Below are 25118 nucleotides of genomic sequence, written 5' to 3'. Positions count from 1 at the left end.
CCTCATGCTGCCGAGAGGAAGGCGGGGGCGTGGGCGAGCCGGCCAGCGGGGTCGAAGACGAAGACGCCGGCCGGATCGACATGGACCGTGACCGCCGCGCCGGGTTCGAGCTCCTGCACCCCGGGGACGAGCGCAACCCAACGCGAACCTGTTGCCTCGACATGAACGAAACTTTCCGAACCGGTGATCTCGGCGACCGTGACCGTGCCGTCGAACGTGAGGCTGGGACCAGCCGATCGATGCAGCGTCAGCTGATGCGCGCGGAAGCCGAGCTGATACTCGCCGTCCGTCAGCCCAGCGAGTGCTCCGGTTGCCGAAGTGGCCGTGCCGCCTGGCAGGAGAATGTCCCCTCCACGCTTCGTGACCGGCAGCAGGTTGAGTGGCGGGTCGGAGAAGATACGCGCCGTGGTCAGGTCCAGCGGCCGGCGATAGACCTCCGCGCTTCGGCCATGCTGCGTCACGCGCCCCTGCCAGAGCGTCGCGGTAAAGTCGCCGAGAAGCAGGGCCTCCTGGGGCTCCGTCGTCGCGTAGACCACCGTCGCCTTGGAGCTGCGCACGATCTTCGGCAACTCTTCGCGCAATTCCTCGCGCAGCTTGTAGTCGAGATTGGCGAGCGGCTCGTCGAGCAGGACGAGATCGGCGCCCTTGATCAGTGCGCGCGCCATGGCCGTGCGCTGCTGCTGGCCGCCGGAAAGATTGAGCGGCATCTGTTCCAGAAAGGACTCGAGCTGCATCATCCGCGCCATCGCGCGGACCTTGCTCTCGATCTCCGCCCTGGGCAGCCCTTTCACCCGGAGTGGCGAAGCGATGTTCTCGAAGACGGTGAGGTTCGGGTAGTTGATGAACTGCTGGTAGACCATGGCGACCGAGCGTTCCCGCACGGCCAGACCGGTGACATCGGTTTCGCTCGTGCCGTCATCGACGAGGACGCGCCCCGCGCTCGGCCGGTCGAGCCCCGCCATCAAGCGCATCAGCGAGGTCTTGCCCGACAGGGTCGCGCCCAGCAGCACGGTCATCGTGCCGGGCTTCAGCCGCAGGCTCGTCTCGTGGATATAGGTTTCCGCCCCCACCTCGCGACGCACCCTGTCGAGTACAAGACCCACTCCAGCCTCCTTCAAGCCCCCTGGATTACAGGGGGATGACGACCTCGGGTGTGAAGGCGTTGAGCGCCTGCGCCAGCTTTTCCGCCGGCCCGTGGATTTCGACGGGCGCTGCGCGCGGCGGCCTTTGAGTTCTGATGAACATGCCGACGCGCACGCTGAGTTCGGTGCCGGGATACCGGCACGGGCTCACTCTGCCTTCGACACCAGCCAGCATCTCACGAGCCTTCGTGCCATAGGCGCGCCCGAGCCGGATGACGGTCGCGCACAGGTGGAGGATAGCGCCAATCGATCTCGCTCACGAGGGCTTCGAGCCCCTCGGTCGGGAAACATCCTGACAGAGTTTGGGGCTTGAGCGAAGGGGAGCATCGGGGGCGATCTCACGACCACGCTCCGTGGCCGCCGTAAATGGCAAATTCTATCGCTATTTCAAATGCTTGTTGCGGATCTGATTTGCCCGTTTGCGGCGCATTTCCCTGGCCTCGGAGGCCTGCATTTCTGTCACCAAATGGGGATTATGAAAGTGGCAGGCCTTCTCTAGCTTCGGCGCGGTAAGTCCAGGTCGATCCCTTGCGCCCTGCTGACAGCTGGCCTCTGCGATCCGCGACCTGGAAAGACCAGAGGGAGGCCAGGTATGGCTACTTTCCAGGGCACAAACGGTCCCGACCTTATCGATCTAGCACTTATTCCGGGTTTTGATGACGCGAACGGCAATGCCGGCGACGACACGATACTCGGCACGGACGTCGACAACGTTCTGCACGGAAACGCCGGGGACGACCTCGTTGTCGGGCTCCTGGGTGACGACACCCTCTTTGGCGATGCGGGCGACGACACGCTCTTTGGCGATGATGGCAACGACACGATCAGTGGCGGCGGCGGTGATGACACCGCGTCCGGTGGTGGTGGTGACGATGTCATCGACGGCAATGCCGGGAATGACGACCTTTCCGGCGGCGATGGCAATGACAGCATCGATGGTGGAGCCGGCAATGACATCATCGATGGCGGAGCCGGCGATGACGAGATCGATGGCGGCGCGGGTCAGGATGAGCTCCTTGGTGGCGATGGCCTCGACACGATCAGCGGCGGCATCGGCAACGACGTCATCGACGGTGGTGCCGGTGACGACCAGCTCTCCGGCGATGCTGGTAATGATGAAATCAACGGAGGCGACGGCAACGACACGATCAGTGGCGGCCGTGGCGACGACACCGTCTCCGGAGATGCTGGCGATGACGTGATCGACGGCGATGCCGGCGCGGACCAGCTCCTTGGCGGCGATGGCCTGGATACGATCAGCGGCGGTGCAGGTGATGATGTCATCGATGGTGGCGCCGATGACGATCAGCTTTCCGGCGATGCTGGTGAGGACGGGATCAACGGTGGTGACGGAAACGACACGATCAGCGGCGGCATCGGCGACGACGCGATTTCCGGAGACGCCGGCGATGACGTGATCGACGGCGATGCCGGCGCGGACCAGCTCGTCGGTGGCGACGGCCTGGATACGATCAGTGGCGGTACAGGCGATGATGTCATCGATGGTGGCGCCGATGATGATGAGCTCTCCGGCGATGCCGGTGCGGACGAGGTCAACGGCGGTGACGGAAACGACACGATCAGTGGCGGTATCGGCAACGACGTCCTGGCCGGCGATGCCGGCGATGACACGCTCTCCGGCGACGCTGGAGATGACAGCATCGATGGCGGCGACGGCGATGACACCGCATCCGGTGGAGATGGCGACGACGAAATCCTCGGCGGAGCCGGCAACGACACGCTGGCCGGCGATGCTGGAAATGACAGCATCGAGGGTGGCGAAGGCGATGACGTGATCGATGGTGGCGAGGGCGACGACACGCTCGATGGCGGCGAGGGCGACGACACCGTAACCGGTGGTGATGGCGACGACGTGATCCTCGGAGCGGCCGGCGATGACACGCTCTCCGGCGACGCTGGAAATGACAGCATCGATGGCGGCGATGGCGATGACACCGCATCCGGTGGCGAAGGCGATGACGAAATCCTCGGCGGAGCCGGCAACGACACGCTGGCCGGCGATGCTGGAAATGACAGCATCGAGGGTGGCGAAGGCGATGACGTGATCGATGGTGGCGAGGGCGACGACACGCTCGATGGCGGCGAGGGAGATGACACCGTAACCGGTGGTGACGGCGACGACACGATCCTCGGCGGGGCCGGCAACGACACGCTGGCCGGCGATGCTGGAAATGACAGCATCGAGGGCGGCGAAGGCGATGACGCCATCGACGGTGGCGCCGACGACGACACGATTGATGGCGGCGACGGTGATGACACCGTAACCGGTGGCGATGGCGACGACGTGATCCTCGGCGCGGCTGGCAACGATACGCTCTCCGGCGACGCTGGAAACGACAGCATCGAGGGCGGCGAAGGCGATGACGTCATCGACGGTGGCGAGGGCGATGACACGCTCGATGGCGGCGACGGCGACGACACCATAACCGGTGGTGATGGCGACGACGTGATCCTCGGAGCGGCCGGCGATGACACGCTCTCCGGCGACGCCGGAAATGACAGCATCGAGGGTGGCGAAGGCGACGACGTCATCGACGGTGGTGCCGACGACGACACGATTGATGGCGGCGACGGCGACGACACCGTAACCGGTGGTGATGGCGATGACGTGATCCTCGGCGGGGCCGGCAATGACACGCTCTCCGGCGATGCTGGAAATGACAGCATCGAAGGCGGCGAAGACGATGACACGATCGATGGTGGCGAGGGCGATGACACGCTCGATGGCGGCGACGGCGATGACACCGTAACCGGAGGCGACGGAGCCGACACGATCCTCGGCGGGGCCGGCAATGACGCGCTCTCCGGCGACGCTGGAAATGACAGCATCGAGGGTGGTGAAGGCGATGACACCATCGACGGCGGCGACGGCGACGACACCGTAACCGGTGGCGATGGCGATGACGTGATCCTTGGAGCGGCCGGCAACGACACGCTCTCCGGCGATGCTGGAAATGACAGCATCGAGGGTGGCGAAGGCGATGACGTGATCGACGGTGGTGCGGACGACGACACGCTTGATGGTGGCGACGGCGACGACACCGTAACCGGTGGCGATGGCGACGACGTGATCCTCGGAGCCGCCGGCAACGACACGCTCTCCGGCGATGCTGGAAATGACAGCATCGAGGGTGGCGAAGGCAATGACGTGATCGACGGTGGTGCCGATGACGACACGCTCGATGGTGGCGACGGCGACGACACCATAACCGGTGGTGATGGCGACGACGTGATCCTTGGAGCGGCCGGAAACGACACGCTCGCCGGCGATGCTGGAAATGACAGCATCGAGGGTGGTGAAGGCGATGACGCCATCGATGGCGGTGCCGATGACGACGAACTCGAGGGCGGCGACGGCGATGATGTCATGGTCGGTGGCGATGGCGATGATCTGATGAACGGCGCCGCCGGCTTCGACACCCTCTCCGGCGATGCCGGAAATGACGAGATCCATGGCGGCGGCGACGATGATGTCGTCAATGGCGGCGCTGGAGACGACCTCCTGTTCGGCGAGGCCGGTGACGATACGGTCCAGGGAGATGAAGGTGATGATGTCGTGGACGGCGGAGCCGGAGACGACACCCTCGCAGGCGGCGACGGCGATGATGTGTTGTTGGGCGGTAACGGGGACGACACGATCGATGGTGGCGCAGGGGACGATGTCGTTCTGGCTGGAGCCGGGGCCGACACGGTGACTGGCGGAGACGGGGCCGACACTCTCAGCGGAGAAGGCGGTGCGGACGTCATTTCCGGGGATGCGGGAGATGACACGATCACCGGCGGTGCCGGTGCGGACGAACTCTCCGGTGGCGATGACGACGACACCATCAACGGCGACAACGGAAATGACGTCATCGATGGCGGCAGCGGAGACGACCTGCTCTTCGGGGGCGCCGGGCTGGACGCGATCACTGGCGGCGACGGCAATGACACGATCGAAGGCGGAGACGGTGCCGACACGATCGATGGCGGGGCGGGCGACGACGTCGTTCTGGCCGGCGCGGGCGCTGACACGGTGTCGGGCGGAGACGGTGCGGACACGCTCAGCGGCGAAGGCGGGGCAGACACGATCCTGGGGGACGCCGGAGACGATGTGATCGATGGGGGCGCGGGTGGCGACGAGCTGTCCGGCGGCGATGGCCTGGATACGATCACCGGCGGCGCCGGCAATGATCTCATCGACGGCGGCGCCGACGACGATCAGCTTTCCGGTGATGCAGGCGCGGATGAGATCAGCGGCGGCGACGGTAACGACACGATCGACGGTGGAGACGGCGCCGACGTCCTGAATGGTGATGCCGGCGACGACACGATCACCGGCGGAGCTGGCAATGATGTGATCGATGGCGGCGAAGGCAACGACCTGCTGTCCGGCGATGCTGGCGCCGATACGCTGACTGGCGGCGATGGCGACGACACGATCGATGGCGGCGCCGGCGCCGATGTGATGGATGGAGGAGCCGGACTTGACCTGATGGAGGGGGGTGACGGTGCCGATGTCATGAGCGGCGGTGCTGACGACGACACGATGAATGGAGGCGGCGGTGCCGACTCCCTTTCCGGAGGCGACGGCGACGACGCGCTCACTGGCGGCGCCGGCGACGATGAGCTGTTCGGCGATGCCGGAAACGATACGCTCGACGGTGGCGACGGCGATGACCTGCTCGTCGGTGGCGAGGGCGATGACGTGCTGACCGGTGGGGCTGGCACCGAGACCTTCTCCTTTGTCGGCGATGGTGCCGAGTTTGGTGCCGATGAGGTCACCGATCTGACCTTTGCGGACGAGGACACGGTCGTCATCGACGTTGCGGATGACTTCGATGAAGCGACCGACGTCACGGTCGTCGATGACGGCGTCGACACGACGCTGACCTTCGCCTTTGGGTCGATCGTGCTGGATGGTGTGACCAGCGGACTGCCAGATCCCCTCACTCTCGACTCAATCGCGGACATCAATGAGCTGGCGGGATATGATGCCGTTCAGCTGGTTTGACGGAGACTGATGGGCAACGGGTCGGGTTGCGCTGCCCATCGCAAGTAGTCTGCTTTCCAAAGGGCAGGGTGGAGGTGAAGCGCGTCGACCCTGCTCTGAGAGCCTTCAACGAGAGACCACTACGGACATGGAATGGGGGGCACCGTCGTGTTTCCCATTTCGTGTCATCCGGCTTCAGCTTGGTTAGGAAGCAATGTCGCACGCGTCGGCAAGCCGTAGGACTTCGGCGTTCCGTACGACAATCGACCCCGCGATGGCGGCCGTGGCAGGGCGAACGCTCTTCAGGCTCATTCCGGGGTCGCAGATATTCGCGTGGGTCATTGCCTTCAGCGTGCTGGTCAACTCCCTGCTGGTGGTCGTCCCATTCTACACAATTCAGGTCTTCGACCGGGTCATTACCAGCGGAAGCATCGATACGCTTCTCGGCCTGACAGTTTTGACGCTTGCCGCTCTCGGGTTCAGCGCTTGCTTCGACATCATTCGGTATCGGCTGCTCAGCCGCTACGCAGTTGGTTTTGAACAGCAGATCGCTCCGCTGGTGCTGAGAGCTTCGATTTACGATCCAGCGCGAAGTGCTGAGAGTGGTGCGCATGACATGGTGAGGTTGCGCGAGCTCAAGAATTTCATCTCAGGCGGTACGATAACAACGTTGGTCGATGCGCCGTTCATACCCCTGTTCGTTCTTGTTCTTTATTATATTCACCCCGTATTTGGCTCGATCGCCGTTTCGGGCGGAATAATCCTCTTGCTCTTGGCCATCCTGAGCGGCCGTGTAGCGCGACGGGAAATGACAAGGGCTTCTGGCGCCGCAAGCCGCGCGCAGCAAAGTCTCGACACCATCGTGCGACATCCCAACCTGATCCGGGCAATGGGGTGGACAAGCGGCGCCATCGGTGAGTTTCTCCGGCTCAATGATCAGGCCCTGGCACCTGCCGTCCGGGCGAGCGAGAGGATCGCCTTGATCGCGGCGATCGGGCGCCTGCTCCGAGTCGTTCTGCAGGTTCTCGCGATTGGTGCCGGAGCCTGGCTCGTCCTGCAGAATGAAGTCTTCACCGGCAGCATGATGGCGAGCTCCATCATGATCAGCCGCACGCTGGCGCCAATGGAGCATCTCGTCTCGGGGTTGCAGTCACTGGTTTCGGCGCGGGATGCCTGGAGCCAGCTGAGCGGCGTGATTGTTCCTGTCCTGGGCATGCGCCGAAGGACGCTCTTGCCACCGCCATCCGGAACACTCGGCATCGAGGGGGTCGGCATGCGTGCCCAGGGCACAAACAGGCTGGTTTTGAAAGGGATCGACTTCTGTTGCCTCCCCGCGAAGGTCGTCATCATCAGCGGACCGACGGGTGCGGGAAAATCGACACTCCTGCGCTTGATCGCGGGGCTGGACCGGCCTTCTCACGGCGTGGTGCGACTGGATGGAGCCTCGCTGTCGGATTGGGATCCGGATCAGCTCGGGCGCTATGTCGGATACCTGCCGCAGGACGTGGAGTTGTTCGGAGACACTGTGGCCGACGCAATCGCCGGTTTCGAGGAGACCGCAACGGATGACGATGTCATCGCGGCTGCAAAGTATGCGAACGCCCACGAGATGATCCTGTCGCTTCCGAAAGGGTACGAGACCGAAATCGGCCGGGATGGAGTTCGGCTTTCCGGCGGGCAGCGCCAGAGAATCGCATTGGCTCGTGCGCTCTTCGGCGACCGTCGCCTGATCCTCCTCGACGAACCCAACTCCAATCTGGATCCAGAGGGAGAGGAAGCGCTTTGCTCCGCGATCAACGATGCCAGGGCGCGAGGTCTGACATTGGTCATCGTCACGCACCGGGTTCGCCTCTTCGCCGTCGCGGATCACCTTCTCTTCCTGAGAAACGGAGTTCAGGTCGCGTTCGGACATCCGTCCGAGGTCCTCCCCAAGACGATCGGAACCGTTGCGTCGATGCGGAGGGGCAGCGTTTCGAGCACCCAGCCCAAGCCGTTGAGCGTGGAGGGGAGGCTGTGATGTCCGGAATTGAACGCCAGTTCTCGTCCCAGCGCGTTCCGGCCAGGCGTGTTGGCGATTTGGTGGATCTCTCGATCCATCCGACCAGTGTTCGCGCCCGATTGACGCTGGAGCAACCCCGCTCAAACGCCAAGGGGTTGATCCTTTGCGGAAGTTTCCTCGCGCTGGCACTGCTGGGAGGCGCCGTTACATGGGCCGTGGCCGTACCGCTCGCCAGCGCGGTGATCGCGCCAGGCGTGGTGAAGGTGCTGTCGCAGCGTCGTGCGGTCCAGCACCTCGAAGGCGGGATCGTAAAGGCCGTCTTCGTGCGTGAAGGCGATCATGTCGAGCGCGGTCAACCTGTCGCCCGGCTCGATACGACGCAAATCGAAGCCAATCTCGGCGTGCTCAGAGCCAAGCTCTTTTCGGATCTGGCTCAGGAAGCGCGGCTCGAGGCAGAGCAGTCCGATTCGAAGACGATCTCGTTTTCGGGGGAATTGCAGAGCGAGCAATCCCAGCCCGACGCCCGGCTTGCGATGGAAACGCAGCGAACGGAATTCGCTGCACGCTCCGCTTCGATCGGAGGACAGCGGACACTCATCGCCCAGCAGCTTCTCCAGCAGGAGGCAGCCATCCGCGGGCTGCAAGGCAGTTCGGAAGGTCTGACGCGCCAGTTGCATTTCCTCCGCGATGAAATCGTGGACAGCGATTACCTTCTGGCGAAGGGCCTGGCCCGAAAGCCAAAGGTGCTTGCGCTCAAGCGGGCCGAGGCCGAAGCAGAAGCCCAGCTCGCCGCGAATGCCGCCACCATTGCGCAGGCGAAGGGCAAGATTTCCGAGCTCGAGGATAAACGGCGCCAGATCGGCTTTGACTGGTTTCAGGATATCGCCCAGCAGCGCCGCGCCGCGCGAGAGCGGATAGCCGATGCCCGGCACAGGATCGCAGCAGCGCAGGATATGCTCGAGCGCAGCGAAATCCGGGCGCCCGAAACCGGTACCATCGTCGGACTGAACACCAGGCATTCCAACGCTGTTCTGGCGCCGCGGGAAACCCTGCTTGAGATCGTGCCGACGCAGGATCGGTTGATTGTCGAGGGAGAGGTCAAGCCCACCGACCGGAATGAAGTGCGCCTTGGCCAGTCGGCGCGGGTCAAGGTACTGGCCTTCAACTCGAGGCGCTCTCCCGAGTTGACGGGACTCGTGACGATGATCACGGCCGACGCCCTCGTCGACCAGGCATCGGGGAGGTCCTTCTATAAATCCGAAGTGGATCTGGCTCTCTCGCCTGACCTCGCACCGGTAAAAGCTTCGCTTCAGGCTGGAATGCCCGTGGAGATCTTCATCGAGACCGGCCACCGGACGTTTGGTGAGTATCTGATTGAACCGTTGATGTTGCGCGTGAGCCGAGCGTTCAAGGAGAAATGAACCGAAATCATTGGGGGGCACCACCAGACGGGAGGAGACGAGCCTTGTCCAATGGTTGCACAACCCGATCCCGAGCCGCGACGGAGACAGTCGGCACCAGAGCTATGCTGGAAGCATTTGGGCGGTCGATGCGCACGTTTCTGGAATGCGAGCGCTGCCTGGTGCTCGTTCGGCAACGAAAAACGGGACTTGCCACGAACGCGGTCTGGGTCGGTTGTGGGCGAAATCCACGCCCGCCTTCGGACGCCGTCTCACGGGTGGCCGCTTTCCTGACGCTGCAGAAGGAGAGCTTGATTGAAATCCCTCGCGAGGAGGGCGTCGCAACCGAAATACTGGGCCGAAGCAGATCTCGAAAGGCTTGCGCCCTGGCAGGTCGGATCGCGGCCGGCAAGGACGGTGACCTCATGTTTGTGGCAGGATGGCGATCGCAGCCATTGGCACCCGCCGAAGTCGGCCTGGTTCGCCGAGCAGCAACGGCCATGTGGGAGCTCGTCCGGGGGCTCGCGCATCATCGTCCAGTCCGCTCCATCTTGGATCGATCGCTGGAAGAGTTCGCGGCCCCGACATTCGCGGTCGACCACAGGTTGCGGGTTCTCGGGACCAACCAGGCCGGCAAGCAGCTTCTGCTGGCAAAGAGTCCCGTAAGCCTCGATCACGGCACACTTGTCGGGGCGAATTCCGCTGTAAGCGGGCTCCTGCAACAGGCTCTGAGGGATACAACCGCAGCGCGCCTTGAGAATGTATGGGCAAGCATGGTGATACCGCTCTCGACGGATCATCGCGCCTTTGCGTTTGCCTGGGTCGGCGCGGCACCGTGCGAAGATCAGCGCGATCGGGTGCTGATCATCATCCCGCAAATTGACCCTGCGGCCGGCGCCAAGCGTATAGCGGCGGCGTTTTCGTTGTCGTGGGCGGAAGAGCGGATCGTTTCAGAGATATTTTTGGGCCGATCTCCGTCAAGAATTGGCTATGATCTTGATCTGACCGAAGCTACCGTGAGAACGTACATCAAGAGAATCATGTTAAAGATCGGAATAAATCGACAAACAGAATTTTATCTTTTGTATATACTTACGCTCTCTCCATTCGTGGAAAGATATCAAAGGTTTTCAAGCACCCCTCCCGACGGCCGTGCGCCATGTCGAAACCTGGAGGAGGCGGTGGGGCGGAAAGTCGTCTGGAACGATCGGTCACTCAGCGCCTGAATGCGACGGCGGATGAAGATTTTCTGGCCGCAGACCGAGCGTTCGGCCGCTGTCTGCCAGTCGCGCTGACGCCTCGTTGAGTGAGCCTGACGGACTTGGGCCCAATTCCAACATAGGCACGCTGGCTGCAGGCCTTCTGGCTCGCGCAGCGTCAAAATGAGCGCGCGGGCCGCTCAAGCGGCGCGCTTGAACTGACGCCCCAGAGCGAACAAGCCGAATATGGCCAGCTGGCCAGCGACGAGCATGAAAGGCCATTCGAAGCTTCCCGTGCGGCTGGCAGCAATGGCAAACACCAGCGGCCCGCATATCGAACCGACGAAGCCAAACAGGCTTGCGCCGGATGTCACGTCGCCGATCAGGGCGGGCGGCGCGACCCGCGCTAGCTCGGCCATGTGGACACCGTTCCACCCCATCGATGTGGCCCCGACCAGTGCCATGCAGCCATAGACCATCCAGGGACTGGCACTTGTCGAAGAGACAAGCAGCGAGATTGCGGAGCCCGCACCCAAGGCCAGAAGCGAGAGCAGGAGGAGGCCGCCACCCATGCGATCCGCCAGCCATCCAAAGAAGATGCGCGCGACCGTGCTCGCCGCAAGCAGAACGGCGATGTAGTGCCCGGCCTGCGCCAGGGTCTTCCCGTGCTGTGTGACCATGTAGGTTGCCGTGAAGGCCGTGATGCTGGCTTGCGTTATGGAGAATGAGACACCCAGCGCAGTGAGCATCGGCAAGGACGGGTGCGCGCTAAGAATCCTGGCCGACCGAGTGAGCGAGGACGGCGAGAGGAACAGCCGGGCCCAGGCCCGGTTGTGCGGGCCTTTCTCCGCATCGAGGCTCCTTTGAAAGAGCTGGACCAGCACGATGCAGAGACAGATGATCGCGACAATCGTCCAGACCGCGCCGACGAAGCCGAGCCCCAGGACCAGAGGCGCGACGACGAGACCGGCTATGGCGCCACCGAGAGGTACGCCCGCCTGTTTGATCGAGAACACGAGCGTGCGGTGCCTGGGCGGCGCGGTGCGCATCAGCAACTGGCTGCCGGCAGGCGTATTGGGCGCCAGGCCCAGGCCCACCAGGAGCGCGCCGACAAGGCCGACGAGGCCAAAGGACTGCGACAGGAGCAGAAGACCCACCGCGACGAAGATCAGACCGAGCTGCAAGGCTCGGATCGGGCCGTGATGATCGAGCATCGGGCCGCCGCACGCCAGGAACCAGCAGATGCCGACCGAAACGACCGCTGAAACGTAGCCGATGCTTTCTGGAGTCATGCCCCATCGTTGCGTCAGAACCGGACCCAGGAGCGGGATCGCCGCGGCGGCAAATGAGCTGATGACTTGCACAAGGAGCGTCGCGCTCAAGGCGCTCGCCCAGACCGGCAGCTTCAAGGCAGATCTCCCGTCCCGTCGCCGCGAGTCATTTCCCCTCCAGCTCCAACCCGAGCATGCAGGGATTGCGGCGTTGAACTGGTCTTCCGGTAATGTCGGCAAGCGGTCGAGGCCGTTTCTGGGCTATGGGGGCTGCAGCAGAAGCATGCAGTCCGCTGGGCTGCGGCCTTTCGTCATTGCTCTTCAACCCCCGCAGAACCGCACCAACAGTCGGCTTCTCCTTCCTGCCGCACGGCCGACATTGGTGATCCGGCTAAAATCGAGCCATTGATTGCGGGCTGTTGTCAGCGGTAACCGCTCCCGGCGATGCTGAAGCCGTGCCGGCCTTTCGATTCTGCTGACTTGAGCTCGCCTCTGCGAGCGTAGGTCGAAGTGTCTGATGCCGGTTCCCTGCGCATGGTTGGTGCGACCCTGAGGTCGCGCTGATGTCGATTGGACCGGGTTGGAGGATCTTGCGGGTGAGGGTCGACGTTCTGGGCCTGCAGGCCTTCGTCAGTATCGCCGAGCGAGGCAGTTTTCATGCCGCGGCTTCGCATCTCAATCTCTCTCAGACCGCACTGAGCCATCGGATCCGGAAGCTCGAGGAATCACTCGGAACAGCCTTGCTTTTGCGCACCACCCGCCAGGTCTCGCTGACGCCGGCAGGGTCGGCGCTCCTGCCTCGCGCCCGCAAGATCTTTGAAGAGCTTGGCGCCGCGATCGATGAAGCGCGGGTCGATGCCGCGGATGCCGAGGAAGAGGTCGCGGTCGGCTGTCTGCCAACCATTGCGGTCCACTGCATGCCGTCGGTGATCGCAGAGTTCGCCAGACGATACCCGGCAGTGCGCGTCCGGGTGCACGACAACTCCGCCTCGGAGATCGCCGACAAGGTCCAGTCGGGCCAGGCCGAATTCGGCGTGACCATCGTCGCCGCCAATCGCTGGGACCTCGAGCTCAAGCCGGTGGTCAAGGAGCCGTTCGTGCTCGTCAGTCACCGCAGCATGCCGCTCGCCCGATCCGAGTCGCTGACCTGGGCTCAGCTGCAGGGGCTGCCACTCGTGCGCATCAGTGCCGAGACCGGGAATCGCGTCCTGATCGACGATGCGCTGGGCGCACGGCGCGAGGCTCTGACCTGGCGCTACGAGGTCCAGCGCGTCATCACCGCGGTGAGCCTGGTCCGTTCCGCGATCGGTTATGCGATTGTGCCACAGCTCGCGCTCGACTCCGTCGATGCCGGCGAACTGGTTGCGATCCCGCTGCGCTCGCCGAGCATCAGCCGCACCCTCGGCATCGTCACCCGCAAGAACCTGTTGCTGCGGCCGGCGGCGCGCGATCTCCTGGCGCTGGTGAGCCAGGCGCTGAGAAACAGCGTCTCCGATAAAGATGCATGAAAGTAATCAATCGCTGCATTCTTATCATTTGATGGCAGAATAGCTTGGGGTCAGGGTCCTCGCGGGACAAGGAAACGCACACAAGCAAGGGAGGACCCATGCCTCGCTCCAGAGCAGCGACGATCGCGTCCATCGGATTTGGCGAGGCGACCGGGTTCGGCGCGCGGCAAGGGCGAGGCGCGTGATGGGCATCGACCGTCGATCACTTCTCGCAGGACTGGCTTTGGCTGGCCTCGGGCACGCGGCGCGCGCACAGGTCCAGCCCGCCTGGCCGACACAGGTCATTCGGCTCGTTGTGCCGTTCACCCCGGGCGGCAGCACTGACCTTCTCGCGCGTCTGATTGCCAGCCGACTGGAACGCACGATCCCCGGCAAGGGCTTCGTCATCGAGAATCGCCCCGGCGCCGGTGGCATGATCGCGGCCAGCCAGGTCGCGAAATCCGATCCGGACGGCCATACGTTGATGATGGGGCATATCGGCACGCTTGCCTTCAACCCCGCGCTCTATCCCAATGTACCCTATGATCCGGTCAAGGATTTCCAGCCGGTGGCTTTGGTCGCCATGGTGCCGAACATCCTCGTCATCAACCCAAGCCTGCCGGCGAATTCATTCCAGGAATTCGTGGCCTATGCCAAGGCCAATCCGGGCAAGCTGAACTACAGCTCAGGCGGACAGGGCAGTGCTGCGCATATAGCCGGTGCCTATCTCGCGCATCGGGCCGGTTTCGAGGCGATCCACGTGCCCTATCGCGGCACCGCGCCGTCGGTGACGGATCTCGTCGCCGGTTCCGTGCAATTCACGCTGACCGGCGGTCCGGCGGTTCTGCCGCTCGCCGCAGCCGGCCAGCTGCGTGCTCTCGGCGTCGCCAGTTCCGAGCGCACCTCCTTTGCCCCGCAGCTCCCGACCATTGCCGAAAGCGGGCTGCCCGGCTTCGAAGCTGTGCAGTGGTATGGCATCGTTGCCCCCGCCCACACGCCAGCGGCAATCGTCGAGCGCCTCAACCGCGAGATCAACGCGCTGCTCGACCAGCCGGAGTTCGTCGCGGCGCTCGATCGCGACGGCGCGATTGCGCGTCGCGAGACGCCAGAAGGTTTCGGGCGCCTGATCGCGTCGGAGGGGACGCTGTGGCGCGATATCATCACGCGTGCCAGCATCAAGGGCGGAAGCTGAGCGATGTCGCAGATTGCCGTGCCATGCATGCTGATCCGAGGCGGTACGTCCAAGGGCGCCTATTTCCTCGCCGAGGATCTGCCGGTGGGCACGGCCGCGCGAGACGCATTCCTGCTCGCGGTGATGGGCTCGCCCGACAAGCGCCAGGTTGACGGGCTTGGTGGAGCTCACCCGCTGACGAGCAAGGTCGCGATCGTTTCGCGCTCGAGCGAGCCGGGCTGCGACATCGATTTCCTGTTTGCGCAGGTTGGCATCGAGACCGCGTCGGTCGACACCACGCCGAATTGCGGCAACATCCTCGCTGGCATTGGCCCTTTCGCGCTGGCCCGTGGTCTCGTTCGGGCGAAGGGCGCCAGTACCACCGTGCGGGTTCGGACGCTGAACACGGGCACCATCGCCGATCTCGCAATGCGGACTGACGCTGGTCAGGCCGGTGTCGAGGGCGATGCCCGGATCGATGGGGTGCCCGGGACCTCCGCACCGATCGACATCAGCTTCCTTGGCACAGAAGGCTCCGTCTGCGGCGCGCTGCTGCCGACGGGAAATCCGGTCGACATCGTCGACGGTGTCGAATGCACCCTGCTCGATAACGGTATGCCGGTTATCGTTTTGCGGGCGGCTGATATCGGGCGCACCGGCCACGAAACCCGCGACATGCTGCAAGAGGATACGGCGCTGAAGCAGCGCATCGAGCGCATCCGTCTCGCGGCGGGGCCACTGATGAAACTCGGCGATGTGACAAAGATGGTGGTCCCCAAGATCGCGCTTGTTGCACGTCCCCTTGCGGGCTCGATCGCGACACGCAGCTTCATTCCCCACGAGTGCCACGCTTCGATTGGTGTCTTTGCCGCGGTGACGGTGGCGACGGCCGCAGCCCTGCCGGGGTCGCCGGCGGCTTCGGTTGCCGTGATGCCGACCGGTCGCGAACGCGCGATTTCCGTCGAGCACCCGACCGGGGAATTCACCGTGAAGCTCACCGTTGGCGGCACGCCGGAGCGCCCCGTCATCGAGCGTGCCGGCCTGCTGCGCACCGCGCGCATTCTGATGGATGGCCATGCCTACGTGCCGCCGCATGCGCTCGCGCGCAGCGGCGATGAAGCACGCAGCGCCGCCGAATGGGACCGAGAAGAGAGGACTACAGCTTGATGGCGAGCCTGCAGAAGACGGGTCTGGTGATCACCGCCCACCCCGGCGATTTCGTCTGGAGAGCGGGCGGCGCCATCGCCTTGCATGCCAAGCGGGGCATGCGGGTGAAGATCCTGTGCCTGGCCTATGGCGAGCGCGGCGAAAGCCAGTTCGCCTGGAAGCAGGCCGGTGTGCGCATGGAGGACGTCAAGGCGCAGCGCCGCGATGAAGCCGAGCGCGCCGCAGCGGTCCTTGGAGCCGAGATCGAATTCATGGATGCCGGCGATTACCCGTTGCGCACGACAGGGCCGATGCTGGACCGGGCGATCGACCTCTTCCATGAGCTCAATCCCAGCTTCGTGCTGACCCATGCGCTCGAAGACCCCTACAATGTCGACCATCCAGAAGCGGCGCGCTTTGCGCAGGAAGCGCGGATCATCGCGCAGGCCGCAGGCCACAAACCGGACCCCGCGCGCCCCTATGCCGCGCCGCCCGTCTTCCTGTTTGAGCCGCATCAGCCCGAACAGTGCAACTTCAAGCCGAACCTGATCCTCAACATCGACGAGGTCTGGGAAACGAAGCGCAAGGCATTCGAAATCCTGGCCGCCCAGAAGCACCTTTGGGAATACTATACGCGGGTGGCGCTGAACCGCGGCATGCAGGGGGGGCGCAACTCCGGCAAGGCGATGACTTACGGCGAGGCCTACCAGCGCCTGTTTCCCGAAGCCCTGGAGTCCCTGGCATGACCGGCATCGTCGTCCGCACGAAGAAACGGGCTGCAAGCGCGGATATGGCGGCATTCCGGGACCTTGGCGTCTCGACCACCCACGAGGCCATGGGCCGGACCGGGTTGATGAAGCCGTATATGCGCCCGATCTATGCCGGCGCCTCGATCGCCGGGGGGGCCGTCACCGTCCTCGCCCAACCCGGCGACAACTGGATGATCCATGTCGCGATCGAGCAGGTCATGCCCGGCGACGTACTTGTGGTCGCCTGCACGACAGACAACACTGACGGCATGTTCGGCGATCTTCTCGCGACCTCTCTCAGGGCGCGCGGCGGTATCGGCCTCGTCATCGATGCCGGGGTGCGTGACGTGCGCATCCTCACGGAGATGGGGTTCCCGGTGTGGTCGCGCGCGATCTCGGCGAAGGGAACCGTCAAGGCGACGCTCGGATCGGTGAACGTGCCGGTGGTCTGTGCCGGTGCGATGATCAATCCCGGAGACGTGATCGTCGCGGATGATGATGGCGTGGTGGTGGTTCCGCGGCTCGAGGCGGAAAGGGTTGCTGCCGCGGCACGGGCGCGGGAGGCCAATGAAGATGAGAAGCGTCGCCGGCTCGGCGCCGGCGAGCTTGGGCTCGATATGTATGGGATGCGCGATGGGCTGGCGAAGGCCGGGCTCGTCTATCGCGACGACAACTAAAAAGCGGCTCGAAAACAAGAGCCAGACCGAGGGAGGGGTATCACGATGACAATCCGCAGGACGGTTCTCAAAGTCTTCATGGCAGGTGCGGTCGCGGCGACACTGGGCTCCGGGGCGCAGGCCCAGGAGGTGGTCAAGGTCGGGCTGATCCTGCCGATGACAGGGCCCTTCGCATCGACGGGGCGCCAGATCGAAGCGGCCGTGAAGCTCTTCCTGGCCCAGAGCGGGACGACGCATGGCGGAAAGCGCCTCGAAGTCATTCTCAAGGACGATACCGGCAACGCTGACGCGACGCGCCGGATCGCGCAGGAACTCGTGGTCAACGACAAGGTCGCGGTTCTGGCTGGCTTCGGCCTGACGCCGCTCGCCATGGCGACGGCCCCGATCGCGACCCAGGCCAAGATCCCTCAGATCGTGATGGCGGCCGCCACAGCGTCGATCACCGAGGCCTCGCCCTTCATCGTGCGCACCTCGTTTACCCTGCCGCAGGCGTCCGAGCCGATGGCGGACTGGGCCTGGTCGAACGGCATCAAGCGTGTCTTCACGGTCGTGACCGATTACGGCCCGGGGATCGACGCCGAGACGTCCTTTGCCAACAAGTTCAAAGCGGCCGGCGGCACGGTGGAAAGCGTCCGCGTGCCGTTGCGCAATCCTGATTTTGCGCCGTTCCTGCAGCGCGTCTCCGAGGCAAAGCCCGATGCCCTGTTCGTGTTCGTACCGTCGGGCATCGGCGCGCAGTTCATGAAGCAGTTCGTCGAGCGCGGCCTCGACAAGGCCGGCGTCAAGCTGATCGGCCCTGGCGATGTGGTCGATGACGATATCCTCAACGGCATGGGTGATGTCGCGGTCGGCGCCATCACCACGCACCATTATTCGGCCAAGCACGATAGCGCGGCCAACCTGGCCTTCGTGAAGGCGTTCGAGGCTGCCAATCCAGGCGTGCGTCCGAACTTCATGGCGGTCGGCGGATATGACGGCATGCGACTGATCGCCGAGGCGCTCAAGGCGACAAATGGCGACGCCAGCGGCGAGAAGCTCATCACGGCGATGAAAGGCGCCTCCTGGGAGAGCCCGCGCGGACCGATTACGATCGATCCGGCGACGCGCGACATCATCCAGAACATCTATGTCCGCCGCACCGAGAAGGTTGGTTCCGACCTGTTCAACATCGAGTTCGCCACGATCCCGCAGGTCAAGGATCCGGTGAAGGCGCGCAAATAGGCGATCTGACGCGGCCGGACCGACGCCATGCTCACCATCCTGTTCGATGGCATCGCCTATGGGATGGTGCTGTTCGTCCTCGCCTGCGGGCTTTCCGTGACGATGGGGTTGATGAATTTCGTCAACCTCGCCCATGGCGCCTTCGCCATGCTCGGCGGCTATGTCACCGTGCTGCTGATGCAGAGGCTGGGCCTGCCGTTCTTGGCTTCGCTTCCGGCCGCCTTCCTTGCCTCCGCGCTGGCGGGGATTGTGCTCGAACGGCTCGTCTATCGGCCGATGTATGCCAAGAGCCATCTCGATCAGGTGATGTTCTCGATCGGGCTCGTCTTCATGGCCGTTGCGGGCACGGATTGGCTGCTCGGTTCGAGCCAGCAGATCATCCAGCTCCCGCCGTGGCTTCAGGGGCGCTTCTACGTGCTCGGTATCGGCATCGGCTATTATCGACTGTTCGTGATCGGCATCTGCGGGCTGCTTGCGGTCGCTCTGCAATGGGGCTTCGCGAAAACTCGCTTCGGCAGCCGGCTGCGTGCCGCCGTCGATGATGCCCGCGTCGCGCGTGGCCTAGGCATTCCGGTGAACCGGTTGTTCGCCCTGACCTTCGCGCTCGGTTCCGGATTGGCGGGGCTCGGCGGCGCGCTCGGGATCGAGCTCATGGGGCTCGATCCCACCTTTCCGCTGAAGTTCATGATCTACTTCCTGATCGTTGTCACGGTCGGCGGCACCTCGACGATCACCGGCCCCTTCCTCGCAGCCATGCTGCTCGGCGTTGCCGACGTGATGGGCAAATATCTGGTCCCGCAGGCCGGGGCCTTCATCATCTACGCGCTGATGGTCATCCTGTTGCTGCTTCGCCCCGAGGGCCTGTTCGCGAGGGCTCGCACATGAGCGGGACGGTTCTCGAACAGCGCGTCAGGCACTCGCTGCGCCGTGCGCGGCGCTGGCACCCCGCCGAGCTGGCCTTCTGGCTCCTCGCCGCGTCGTCCTTCGTGTTGTTCCCAACGCGCGTCCTGATCCTCAACGAGATCGCGATCCTTGCCCTGTTCGCCCTCTCGCTCGATCTGATCCTCGGCTATGCCGGGATCGTATCGCTGGGGCACGCTGCCTTCCTGGGGATGGGGGCTTATTCGGCGGGGCTGCTGGCTAAATACGTCACGGCCGATCCACTGGCCGGCCTGGCATTCGGCATGGCGACATCGGCGCTGCTCGGGCTGCTCACCAGCCCACTCGTCCTGCGCGGCACCGATCTGACGCGCCTCATGATCACGCTGGGCGTGGCGCTGATCCTATACGAGGTTGCAAACTCGCTTGCATGGCTCACCGGCGGCGCCGACGGCCTGCAGGGCATCGCGATGGCGCCGATCTTCGGGCAGTTCGATTTCGATATCTTCGGCCGTACGGCCTACCTCTATTCGCTGTCGGTCCTGTTCCTGCTGTTACTGATCGCGCGGCGCATCGTGAACTCGCCATTCGGCTTGTCCTTGCGAGGCATTCGCGACAACCAACTGCGCGCTGCCGCATCCGGAGTACCGGTACCCTGGCGCCTTGCGGCGATCTACGCCTTGTCGGCGGCCTATGCCGGGGCCGCGGGCGCATTGCTCGCCCAGACCACGCAATTCGTCTCGCTGGACGTGTTCGACTTCCATCGGTCGGCCGACCTGATGCTGGTGCTGATCATTGGCGGGACCGGCTATCTCTATGGCGGCCTGATCGGTGCGATCGCGTTCAAGTTCCTGCAGGACGCCATCGCGACCTTTACCCCGCAATACTGGATGTTCTGGATCGGGCTTTTCCTCGTCCTCTTCGTCCTCGGGGGGCGCGAATTGGTCCATGGCGCAATCAAGGCGCTGGTCGCGCGGTTTCCGGGACGCGGGGCCGCGTCGTGAGCGCCGTCCTGCAGACCTTCAATCTCGTCAAGACCTTCGGTGGCATCACTGCGACCGACGACGTGACGTTCTCGCTGGAGAAGGGCGCGCGCCACGCGCTGATCGGCCCGAACGGTGCAGGCAAGACGACCTTCGTCAATCTGCTCACGGGCGTTCTGCGGCCGACATCGGGACGCGTAACCCTGATGGGGCAGGACATCACCGGCCTGTCGCGCGAGGCGCGGGTCAAGCGCGGTGTCGCCCGCACCTTCCAGATCAACCAGCTCTTCGGCACGATGACGCCGCTCGAGATGATCACGCTCGTCACCGCGGAGCGGCTCGGCCGGGGCATGCGGCTTTTCCAAAGGCTTGATACGGATGGCGAGGCCATCGCCGAGACCGCCGATATCCTCGCCCGCTTCAAGCTCGAGGACATCATGGATCAGCGCATCGCGACATTGCCCTATGGCAAGCAGCGCCAGATCGAGATCGCCGCGGCCTTTGCGGCCCGGCCGAGCGTGCTCCTGCTCGACGAGCCCGCCGCCGGGGTCCCCGAAGCCGAACGGCGCGAATTGCTGGAGACCGTCGCGGCATTGCCGGACGATGTCTCAGTGCTGCTGATCGAGCACGACATGGACATCATCTTCCGGTTCGCGACCAAGATCACCGTTCTCGTCAATGGCCGCGTGCTGACAGAGGGCGAACCCGCCGCGGTCGCGCGCGACCCTGCCGTCAAACAGGCCTATCTCGGCGAGGCCGCTCATGTCTGAGCTCCTGCGGATCGAAGGCCTGAACGCTGGCTACGGCGACGCCCTCGTGCTGTTCGACGTCGCGCTCTCCCTCGACCAGGGGCGCTCGCTTGCCTTGCTGGGCCGCAATGGCGTCGGCAAGACGACGCTGGTCAACACGATCATCGGCGTAACGCGTCGGCGCTCCGGGCGTATCATTCTCGCCGATGTCGACATCTCCACGGCTACGCCCGAGCAGCGTGCCCATGCCGGCATCGGCTGGGTGCCGCAGGAACGCAACATCTTCAAGTCGCTGACCGTCGTCGAGAACCTGACCGCGGTCGCGCGCCCGGGACCATGGACGACCGAACGCGTATTCCGGATGTTCCCGCGCCTCGCCGAACGCAAGAGCAACCTTGGCAACCAGCTCTCCGGCGGCGAACAGCAGATGCTGGCCATCGGCCGCGCCCTGATGCTCAATCCCAGGCTGCTGCTGCTCGACGAGCCGACCGAGGGGCTGGCGCCGATCATCGTTGAGGAACTGCTCGTGGCATTGAAGACGCTGTTCCGGGAAGAAGGGCTGGCAGCCATCGTCATCGAACAACATGCCAGGACGATTCTCGAACTGACCGACACGGCAATCGTGCTGGAGCGCGGCCGTGTCGTGCTCGCCGATGACAGTGCCTCACTGCTGCGCGAACCGGCGCGGCTGGAGCGCCATCTCGGCCTCAGTGCCGCTGCCTAGAAGACCAAGATCAGGGAAGGAAACCGCATGCCCCTCCGACACAAGCCGCCGTTCCGAGCCGATATGGTTGGAAGCCTGTTGCGCAGCGCACGCGTGAAGGACGCCCGCGCCAGGCTCGTGACGGGCGAAATCTCCGCCGCCGAGCTGACCGCGATCGAGGATGCCGAGATCAGGGCGCTGGTGAAGAAGCAGGAAGAGGTCGGGCTCCAGGCGGTCACGGATGGCGAATTCCGCCGCGCCTTCTGGCATTTCGACTTCCTGGAGAATCTCTCGGGCGTGCAGGGATACGATTCGGATTCAGGCATCCAGTTCAAGGGCGTTGCGACCAAGGCCCGCGGCCTTCGCGTGACCGGCAAGCTCGACTTTCCCGATGACCACCCGCATCTCGCCCATTTCAGGTTTCTCGCCTCCGTCACCGATCGCGTGCCGAAGATGACGATCCCGAGCCCAAGCATGCTACACTATCGCGGCGGCCGGAAAGCCGTCGATATCTCGGCCTATTTCAAGATGGAGGATTACTACGCCGATCTCGGCAAGGCCTACGCCAAGGCAGTGAGGGCGTTCTACGATGCCGGCTGCCGCTATCTGCAGCTCGACGATACCAGCCTGTCCTATTTCTGCGATCCCGAGCAGCGCCAGATGCTGGTCGATCGTGGCGATGACCCCGACAAGCTGATTCATATCTATCGCGACGTCATCAACACGGCGACGGCGGCCAAGCCGGCGGACATGACGATCACCACCCATACCTGCCGCGGCAACTTCAAATCGACCTTCATCGCCTCGGGCGGCTATGAACCCGTCGCCGACCTGGTCTTCAACCAGATCAATGTCGACGGCTATTTCATGGAATGGGACGATGACCGCTCCGGCGGCTTCGAGCCGCTGCGCTTCCTGCCCAAGGGCAAGCAGGTCGTGCTGGGTCTCGTCACGTCGAAGTTCGGCAGCGTCGAGAGCAAGGACAACCTGAAGCGACGGATCGAACAGGCATCGGTCTTCGCGCCCCTGGATCAGCTCTGCCTCTCGCCCCAATGCGGCTTCGCCTCCACCGAGGAGGGCAATGTGCTGGCCGAAGACGAGCAATGGGCCAAGCTGGCGCGCATCGTCGAGGTGGCGCGGGAGGTGTGGGGATGAACCAGGAACCCTGTTTCGATATCGCTCATCTCGCCCATGTCGAGCTGTTCACGAACAAGCCGGAGGCGAGCCTCGATTTTTTCGTCAGTATCCTCGGCTTGACCGAGAGCGGACGGGAGGGCGACAGCGTCTATCTGCGCGCCTGGGACGACTATGAGTTCCACACGCTGAAACTCACGGCCTCGACCACCACGGGGGTCGGCCATATCGGCTATCGGGCGACAAGCGAGGCTGGCTTGATGCGGCGCGTCGCGGCGATCGAGGCCATGGGGGCCGGCATCGGCTGGGATGACGGCGATCTCGGCCATGGCCGAGCCTACCGCTTCCGCGATCCCGACAATCATGTGTTCGAGATCTATTTCGACACCAACAAATATGCCGCGCCGCCACATGAACAGCCGGCGCTGAAGAACCAGGCGCAACGCAACCACGGCCGCGGCTGCGCTGTCCGCCGTCTCGACCATCTCAATCTTCTGGCGCAGGACGTCGCGGTGATCCGCGATTTCATGCCGAGGGCCCTGGGCAGCCGCATCACGGAACAGATCGTGCTCGATTCCGGCGAGGTCGGCGGCTGCTGGTTCACCGTCAACAACAAGAGCTACGATATCGCCTATACGCGCGACCACACCGCGGCCCTCGGGCGCTTCCACCACCTCACCTACGCGGCCGACCAGCGCGAACATATTCTCGAAGCCGCCGACATCTTTCTCGAGAACGGCATTCACATCGAGACCGGGCCACATAAGCACGCGGTTCAGCAGACCTTCTTCCTCTATGTCTACGAGCCTGCCGGCAACCGCATCGAGATCGCCAATGCCGGTGCGCGCCTCATTCTCGATCCGGACTGGCAGACGGTGACGTGGACCGAAGCCGAGCGGAAGAAGGGCCAGGCGTGGGGGCTGAAGACGATCGAGAGCTTCCACACGCACGGCACCCCTCCGGCCGCCGGATGAGCGGAGAAGGCCGCCGTGAGTGTTTGTTCGCTCGCTGGCGGCCTCATCTCCACCATGATCGGAAACGGGGGCGGTGGCTTCGATCCCCGATCGAAGCGGCAGGCCGAGCGTCGTGCTGCAACTTCAGTCGGCTTGCCGGTCTTCGCTGATACCGCGCCGCCAATAGCTGACGATCAGATGATGATCGCGCTCGGGCCGCAGGCGCTTGCGGGCGGCGGCGCGGAGTGCCTTGAAGCCGGTATGTTCGAGCGCAGCCCAGAGATAGACGGTCGCTTCCTCCGAAGGCCATATGACCCCTTCGAAGGCCTCCTGGAGCAGTGCCGTGGTGCCGGCCTCCGCGCCGTGCCGATGCAGCCAGCGAATCTCGATCCCGGCCGGGCAGACCAGTGCCTGCTCCTCGCCGGCATTGGCGATCTCGATGAACGCAATGCCCCGTGCAGTCGGAGGCAGGTGGGCGAGCATGCGGCCGATCGCGGGTAGTGCGGTCTCGTCGCCCATGAACAGATACCAGTCGGCCTCGCGCAAGCCGCGTCCGCCGGGGCCGGCCATGCCGATGCGATCGCCGGGTCGAGCGCGGGCCGCGAAGGCTGCGCCGGGGCCGGCATCCTCATGCAGCACGAAATCGAGCGTGACCGTCCCTGCGGCCGTGTCGATCTCCCGGATCGTGTATTTGCGCACGGCCGGTGCCTTGTCCGCCGCTGGCAGCCGCAAGATCCCATCCTCGCCGAATGTAGGCCATTCCGGCTCGGCCAGATCGGGGGGCGGCAGGAACAACCTGACATGCAGCGCGTCCAGGCTGTCGAACCTGGCGAGGTCGTCACCATGGAAGCTGATCCGGCGCATATGCGGCGAGACGTCCCGAACGTCCGTCACGGTCAGGATGCGAAAACTCGATGGGATCGCCACGCCACTCCCGGCGCCGGTCCAGGCGATCGCGGGGACGGCCTCGCCGCGAGGCGCAAACTCGATGACATGGCTCGTGATCGCCTGTTTGGCTTCCTGGAGGCTCGCCATGTCGGGCGCTTCGGCCCGCACGACCAGATGCCCGTCGCTGGACTGCAGCCAGCCACGGTAGCTGCCAAGCGCGATGATCGTCGCGCCCTTCTCCTGCGAGATCTCGGCGCCATGCTCGGCGAGGTGTTCGCAGAGCGGAACGATGATGGCCTCCGGATCGGCCAGGGCGATCCGGGCGTGGGCAACGAGAGCGGTCATGGCAGGGCAACCTCATGGAACACGACGAC

The 25118-nt window shown here is 64.3% G+C and carries 20 protein-coding genes and 1 pseudogene; 17 read left to right on the top strand and 4 right to left on the bottom strand.

The features are described from left to right. Window positions 1–2: 2 nt before the first annotated feature. Together FG93_RS11885 and FG93_RS11880 are read right to left on the bottom strand one after the other, a co-directional pair. A complete protein-coding gene (locus FG93_RS11885; protein WP_043234664.1) occupies window positions 3–1103 on the bottom strand; it encodes an ABC transporter ATP-binding protein in 1101 nt (366 codons plus the stop codon). Between the two features lie 25 nt (window positions 1104–1128). Continuing rightward, window positions 1129–1317, bottom strand: a complete 189-nt coding sequence (locus tag FG93_RS11880) for a hypothetical protein (RefSeq protein WP_043234662.1) — start codon at window positions 1315–1317, stop codon at window positions 1129–1131. Between the two features lie 417 nt (window positions 1318–1734). On the opposite strand from FG93_RS11880, the pseudogene FG93_RS34020 reads away from it, so the two are divergent. From FG93_RS34020 to FG93_RS11850, 5 genes and pseudogenes are all read left to right on the top strand, one after another. After that, window positions 1735–4536 (top strand): annotated as a pseudogene (locus tag FG93_RS34020) (calcium-binding protein); the annotation flags it as partial. A 21-nt stretch (window positions 4537–4557) separates the two neighbouring features. Then, complete coding sequence (locus FG93_RS33570; protein WP_244448589.1) at window positions 4558–6156, top strand: calcium-binding protein; 1599 nt, start codon at window positions 4558–4560, stop codon at window positions 6154–6156. 253 nt (window positions 6157–6409) lie between these two features. After that, on the top strand, window positions 6410–8152 hold the full coding sequence (locus tag FG93_RS11860; RefSeq protein ID WP_052513674.1) for a type I secretion system permease/ATPase: 1743 nt from the start codon (window positions 6410–6412) through the stop codon (window positions 8150–8152). Continuing rightward, window positions 8152–9555 carry an HlyD family type I secretion periplasmic adaptor subunit gene (locus FG93_RS11855; protein WP_081881484.1) on the top strand — a complete coding sequence of 468 codons (1404 nt, stop codon included), beginning with the start codon at window positions 8152–8154 and terminating at the stop codon, window positions 9553–9555. Before FG93_RS11860 ends, FG93_RS11855 begins: the two co-directional genes overlap by 1 nt. Window positions 9556–9683: 128 nt before the next feature. After that, window positions 9684–10760, top strand: a complete 1077-nt coding sequence (locus FG93_RS11850; protein ID WP_161783812.1) for a helix-turn-helix transcriptional regulator — start codon at window positions 9684–9686, stop codon at window positions 10758–10760. Between the two features lie 173 nt (window positions 10761–10933). Here FG93_RS11850 and FG93_RS11845 read toward each other — a convergent pair whose 3' ends face one another. Further along, window positions 10934–12097 carry an MFS transporter gene (locus tag FG93_RS11845; RefSeq protein WP_244448588.1) on the bottom strand — a complete coding sequence of 388 codons (1164 nt, stop codon included), beginning with the start codon at window positions 12095–12097 and terminating at the stop codon, window positions 10934–10936. Between the two features lie 503 nt (window positions 12098–12600). Between FG93_RS11845 and FG93_RS11840 the strand changes: the two genes are divergently transcribed. From FG93_RS11840 to FG93_RS11785, 12 genes are all read left to right on the top strand, one after another. Then, window positions 12601–13512: a LysR family transcriptional regulator gene (locus tag FG93_RS11840; RefSeq protein WP_052513662.1), complete on the top strand. Its 912-nt coding sequence runs from the start codon at window positions 12601–12603 to the stop codon at window positions 13510–13512. A gap of 184 nt (window positions 13513–13696) precedes the next feature. Then, window positions 13697–14683: a tripartite tricarboxylate transporter substrate binding protein gene (locus FG93_RS11835; protein WP_152579407.1), complete on the top strand. Its 987-nt coding sequence runs from the start codon at window positions 13697–13699 to the stop codon at window positions 14681–14683. A gap of 3 nt (window positions 14684–14686) precedes the next feature. After that, a complete protein-coding gene (locus FG93_RS11830; RefSeq protein WP_081881481.1) occupies window positions 14687–15829 on the top strand; it encodes a 4-oxalomesaconate tautomerase in 1143 nt (380 codons plus the stop codon). Then, window positions 15829–16554: a PIG-L deacetylase family protein gene (locus tag FG93_RS11825; RefSeq protein WP_043234656.1), complete on the top strand. Its 726-nt coding sequence runs from the start codon at window positions 15829–15831 to the stop codon at window positions 16552–16554. Before FG93_RS11830 ends, FG93_RS11825 begins: the two co-directional genes overlap by 1 nt. Then, on the top strand, window positions 16551–17234 hold the full coding sequence (locus tag FG93_RS11820; protein WP_043234655.1) for a 4-carboxy-4-hydroxy-2-oxoadipate aldolase/oxaloacetate decarboxylase: 684 nt from the start codon (window positions 16551–16553) through the stop codon (window positions 17232–17234). Before FG93_RS11825 ends, FG93_RS11820 begins: the two co-directional genes overlap by 4 nt. A 45-nt stretch (window positions 17235–17279) precedes the next feature. After that, window positions 17280–18455 carry an ABC transporter substrate-binding protein gene (locus FG93_RS11815; RefSeq protein ID WP_043234654.1) on the top strand — a complete coding sequence of 392 codons (1176 nt, stop codon included), beginning with the start codon at window positions 17280–17282 and terminating at the stop codon, window positions 18453–18455. Window positions 18456–18482: 27 nt separating this feature from the next. Further along, window positions 18483–19340, top strand: coding sequence for a branched-chain amino acid ABC transporter permease (locus tag FG93_RS11810; protein ID WP_043234653.1), 858 nt, complete (start codon window positions 18483–18485; stop codon window positions 19338–19340). Next, window positions 19337–20338 carry a branched-chain amino acid ABC transporter permease gene (locus FG93_RS11805; RefSeq protein ID WP_052513661.1) on the top strand — a complete coding sequence of 334 codons (1002 nt, stop codon included), beginning with the start codon at window positions 19337–19339 and terminating at the stop codon, window positions 20336–20338. Before FG93_RS11810 ends, FG93_RS11805 begins: the two co-directional genes overlap by 4 nt. Continuing rightward, window positions 20335–21087: an ABC transporter ATP-binding protein gene (locus FG93_RS11800; RefSeq protein WP_043234651.1), complete on the top strand. Its 753-nt coding sequence runs from the start codon at window positions 20335–20337 to the stop codon at window positions 21085–21087. The genes FG93_RS11805 and FG93_RS11800 overlap by 4 nt, the downstream gene beginning before the upstream one ends. After that, window positions 21080–21790 (top strand): ABC transporter ATP-binding protein, encoded by a 711-nt coding sequence (locus FG93_RS11795; RefSeq protein ID WP_043234650.1) that lies wholly within the window; start codon window positions 21080–21082, stop codon window positions 21788–21790. The genes FG93_RS11800 and FG93_RS11795 overlap by 8 nt, the downstream gene beginning before the upstream one ends. Window positions 21791–21817: 27 nt before the next feature. Next, a complete protein-coding gene (locus tag FG93_RS11790) occupies window positions 21818–22924 on the top strand; it encodes a 5-methyltetrahydropteroyltriglutamate--homocysteine S-methyltransferase (protein WP_043234649.1) in 1107 nt (368 codons plus the stop codon). Further along, the gene (locus FG93_RS11785; protein WP_043234647.1) at window positions 22921–23877 is read left to right on the top strand and encodes a VOC family protein; all 957 of its coding nucleotides are present in this window, start codon (window positions 22921–22923) and stop codon (window positions 23875–23877) included. The genes FG93_RS11790 and FG93_RS11785 overlap by 4 nt, the downstream gene beginning before the upstream one ends. Before the next feature lie 123 nt (window positions 23878–24000). Here the strand turns inward: FG93_RS11785 and FG93_RS11780 are convergent, their stop codons facing one another. Next, entirely contained in the window at window positions 24001–25089 is a 1089-nt protein-coding gene (locus tag FG93_RS11780) for a siderophore-interacting protein (protein WP_043234646.1), read from the bottom strand. Window positions 25090–25118 lie beyond the last annotated feature (29 nt).

Source organism: Allobosea sp. LC85, from assembly GCF_000735605.1.
In the GTDB taxonomy this organism is placed as follows: Bacteria; Pseudomonadota; Alphaproteobacteria; order Rhizobiales; family Beijerinckiaceae; genus Allobosea.
The sequence above is the reverse complement of the archived record's forward strand: the minus strand, read 5'-3'. Positions and strand labels throughout refer to the sequence as shown.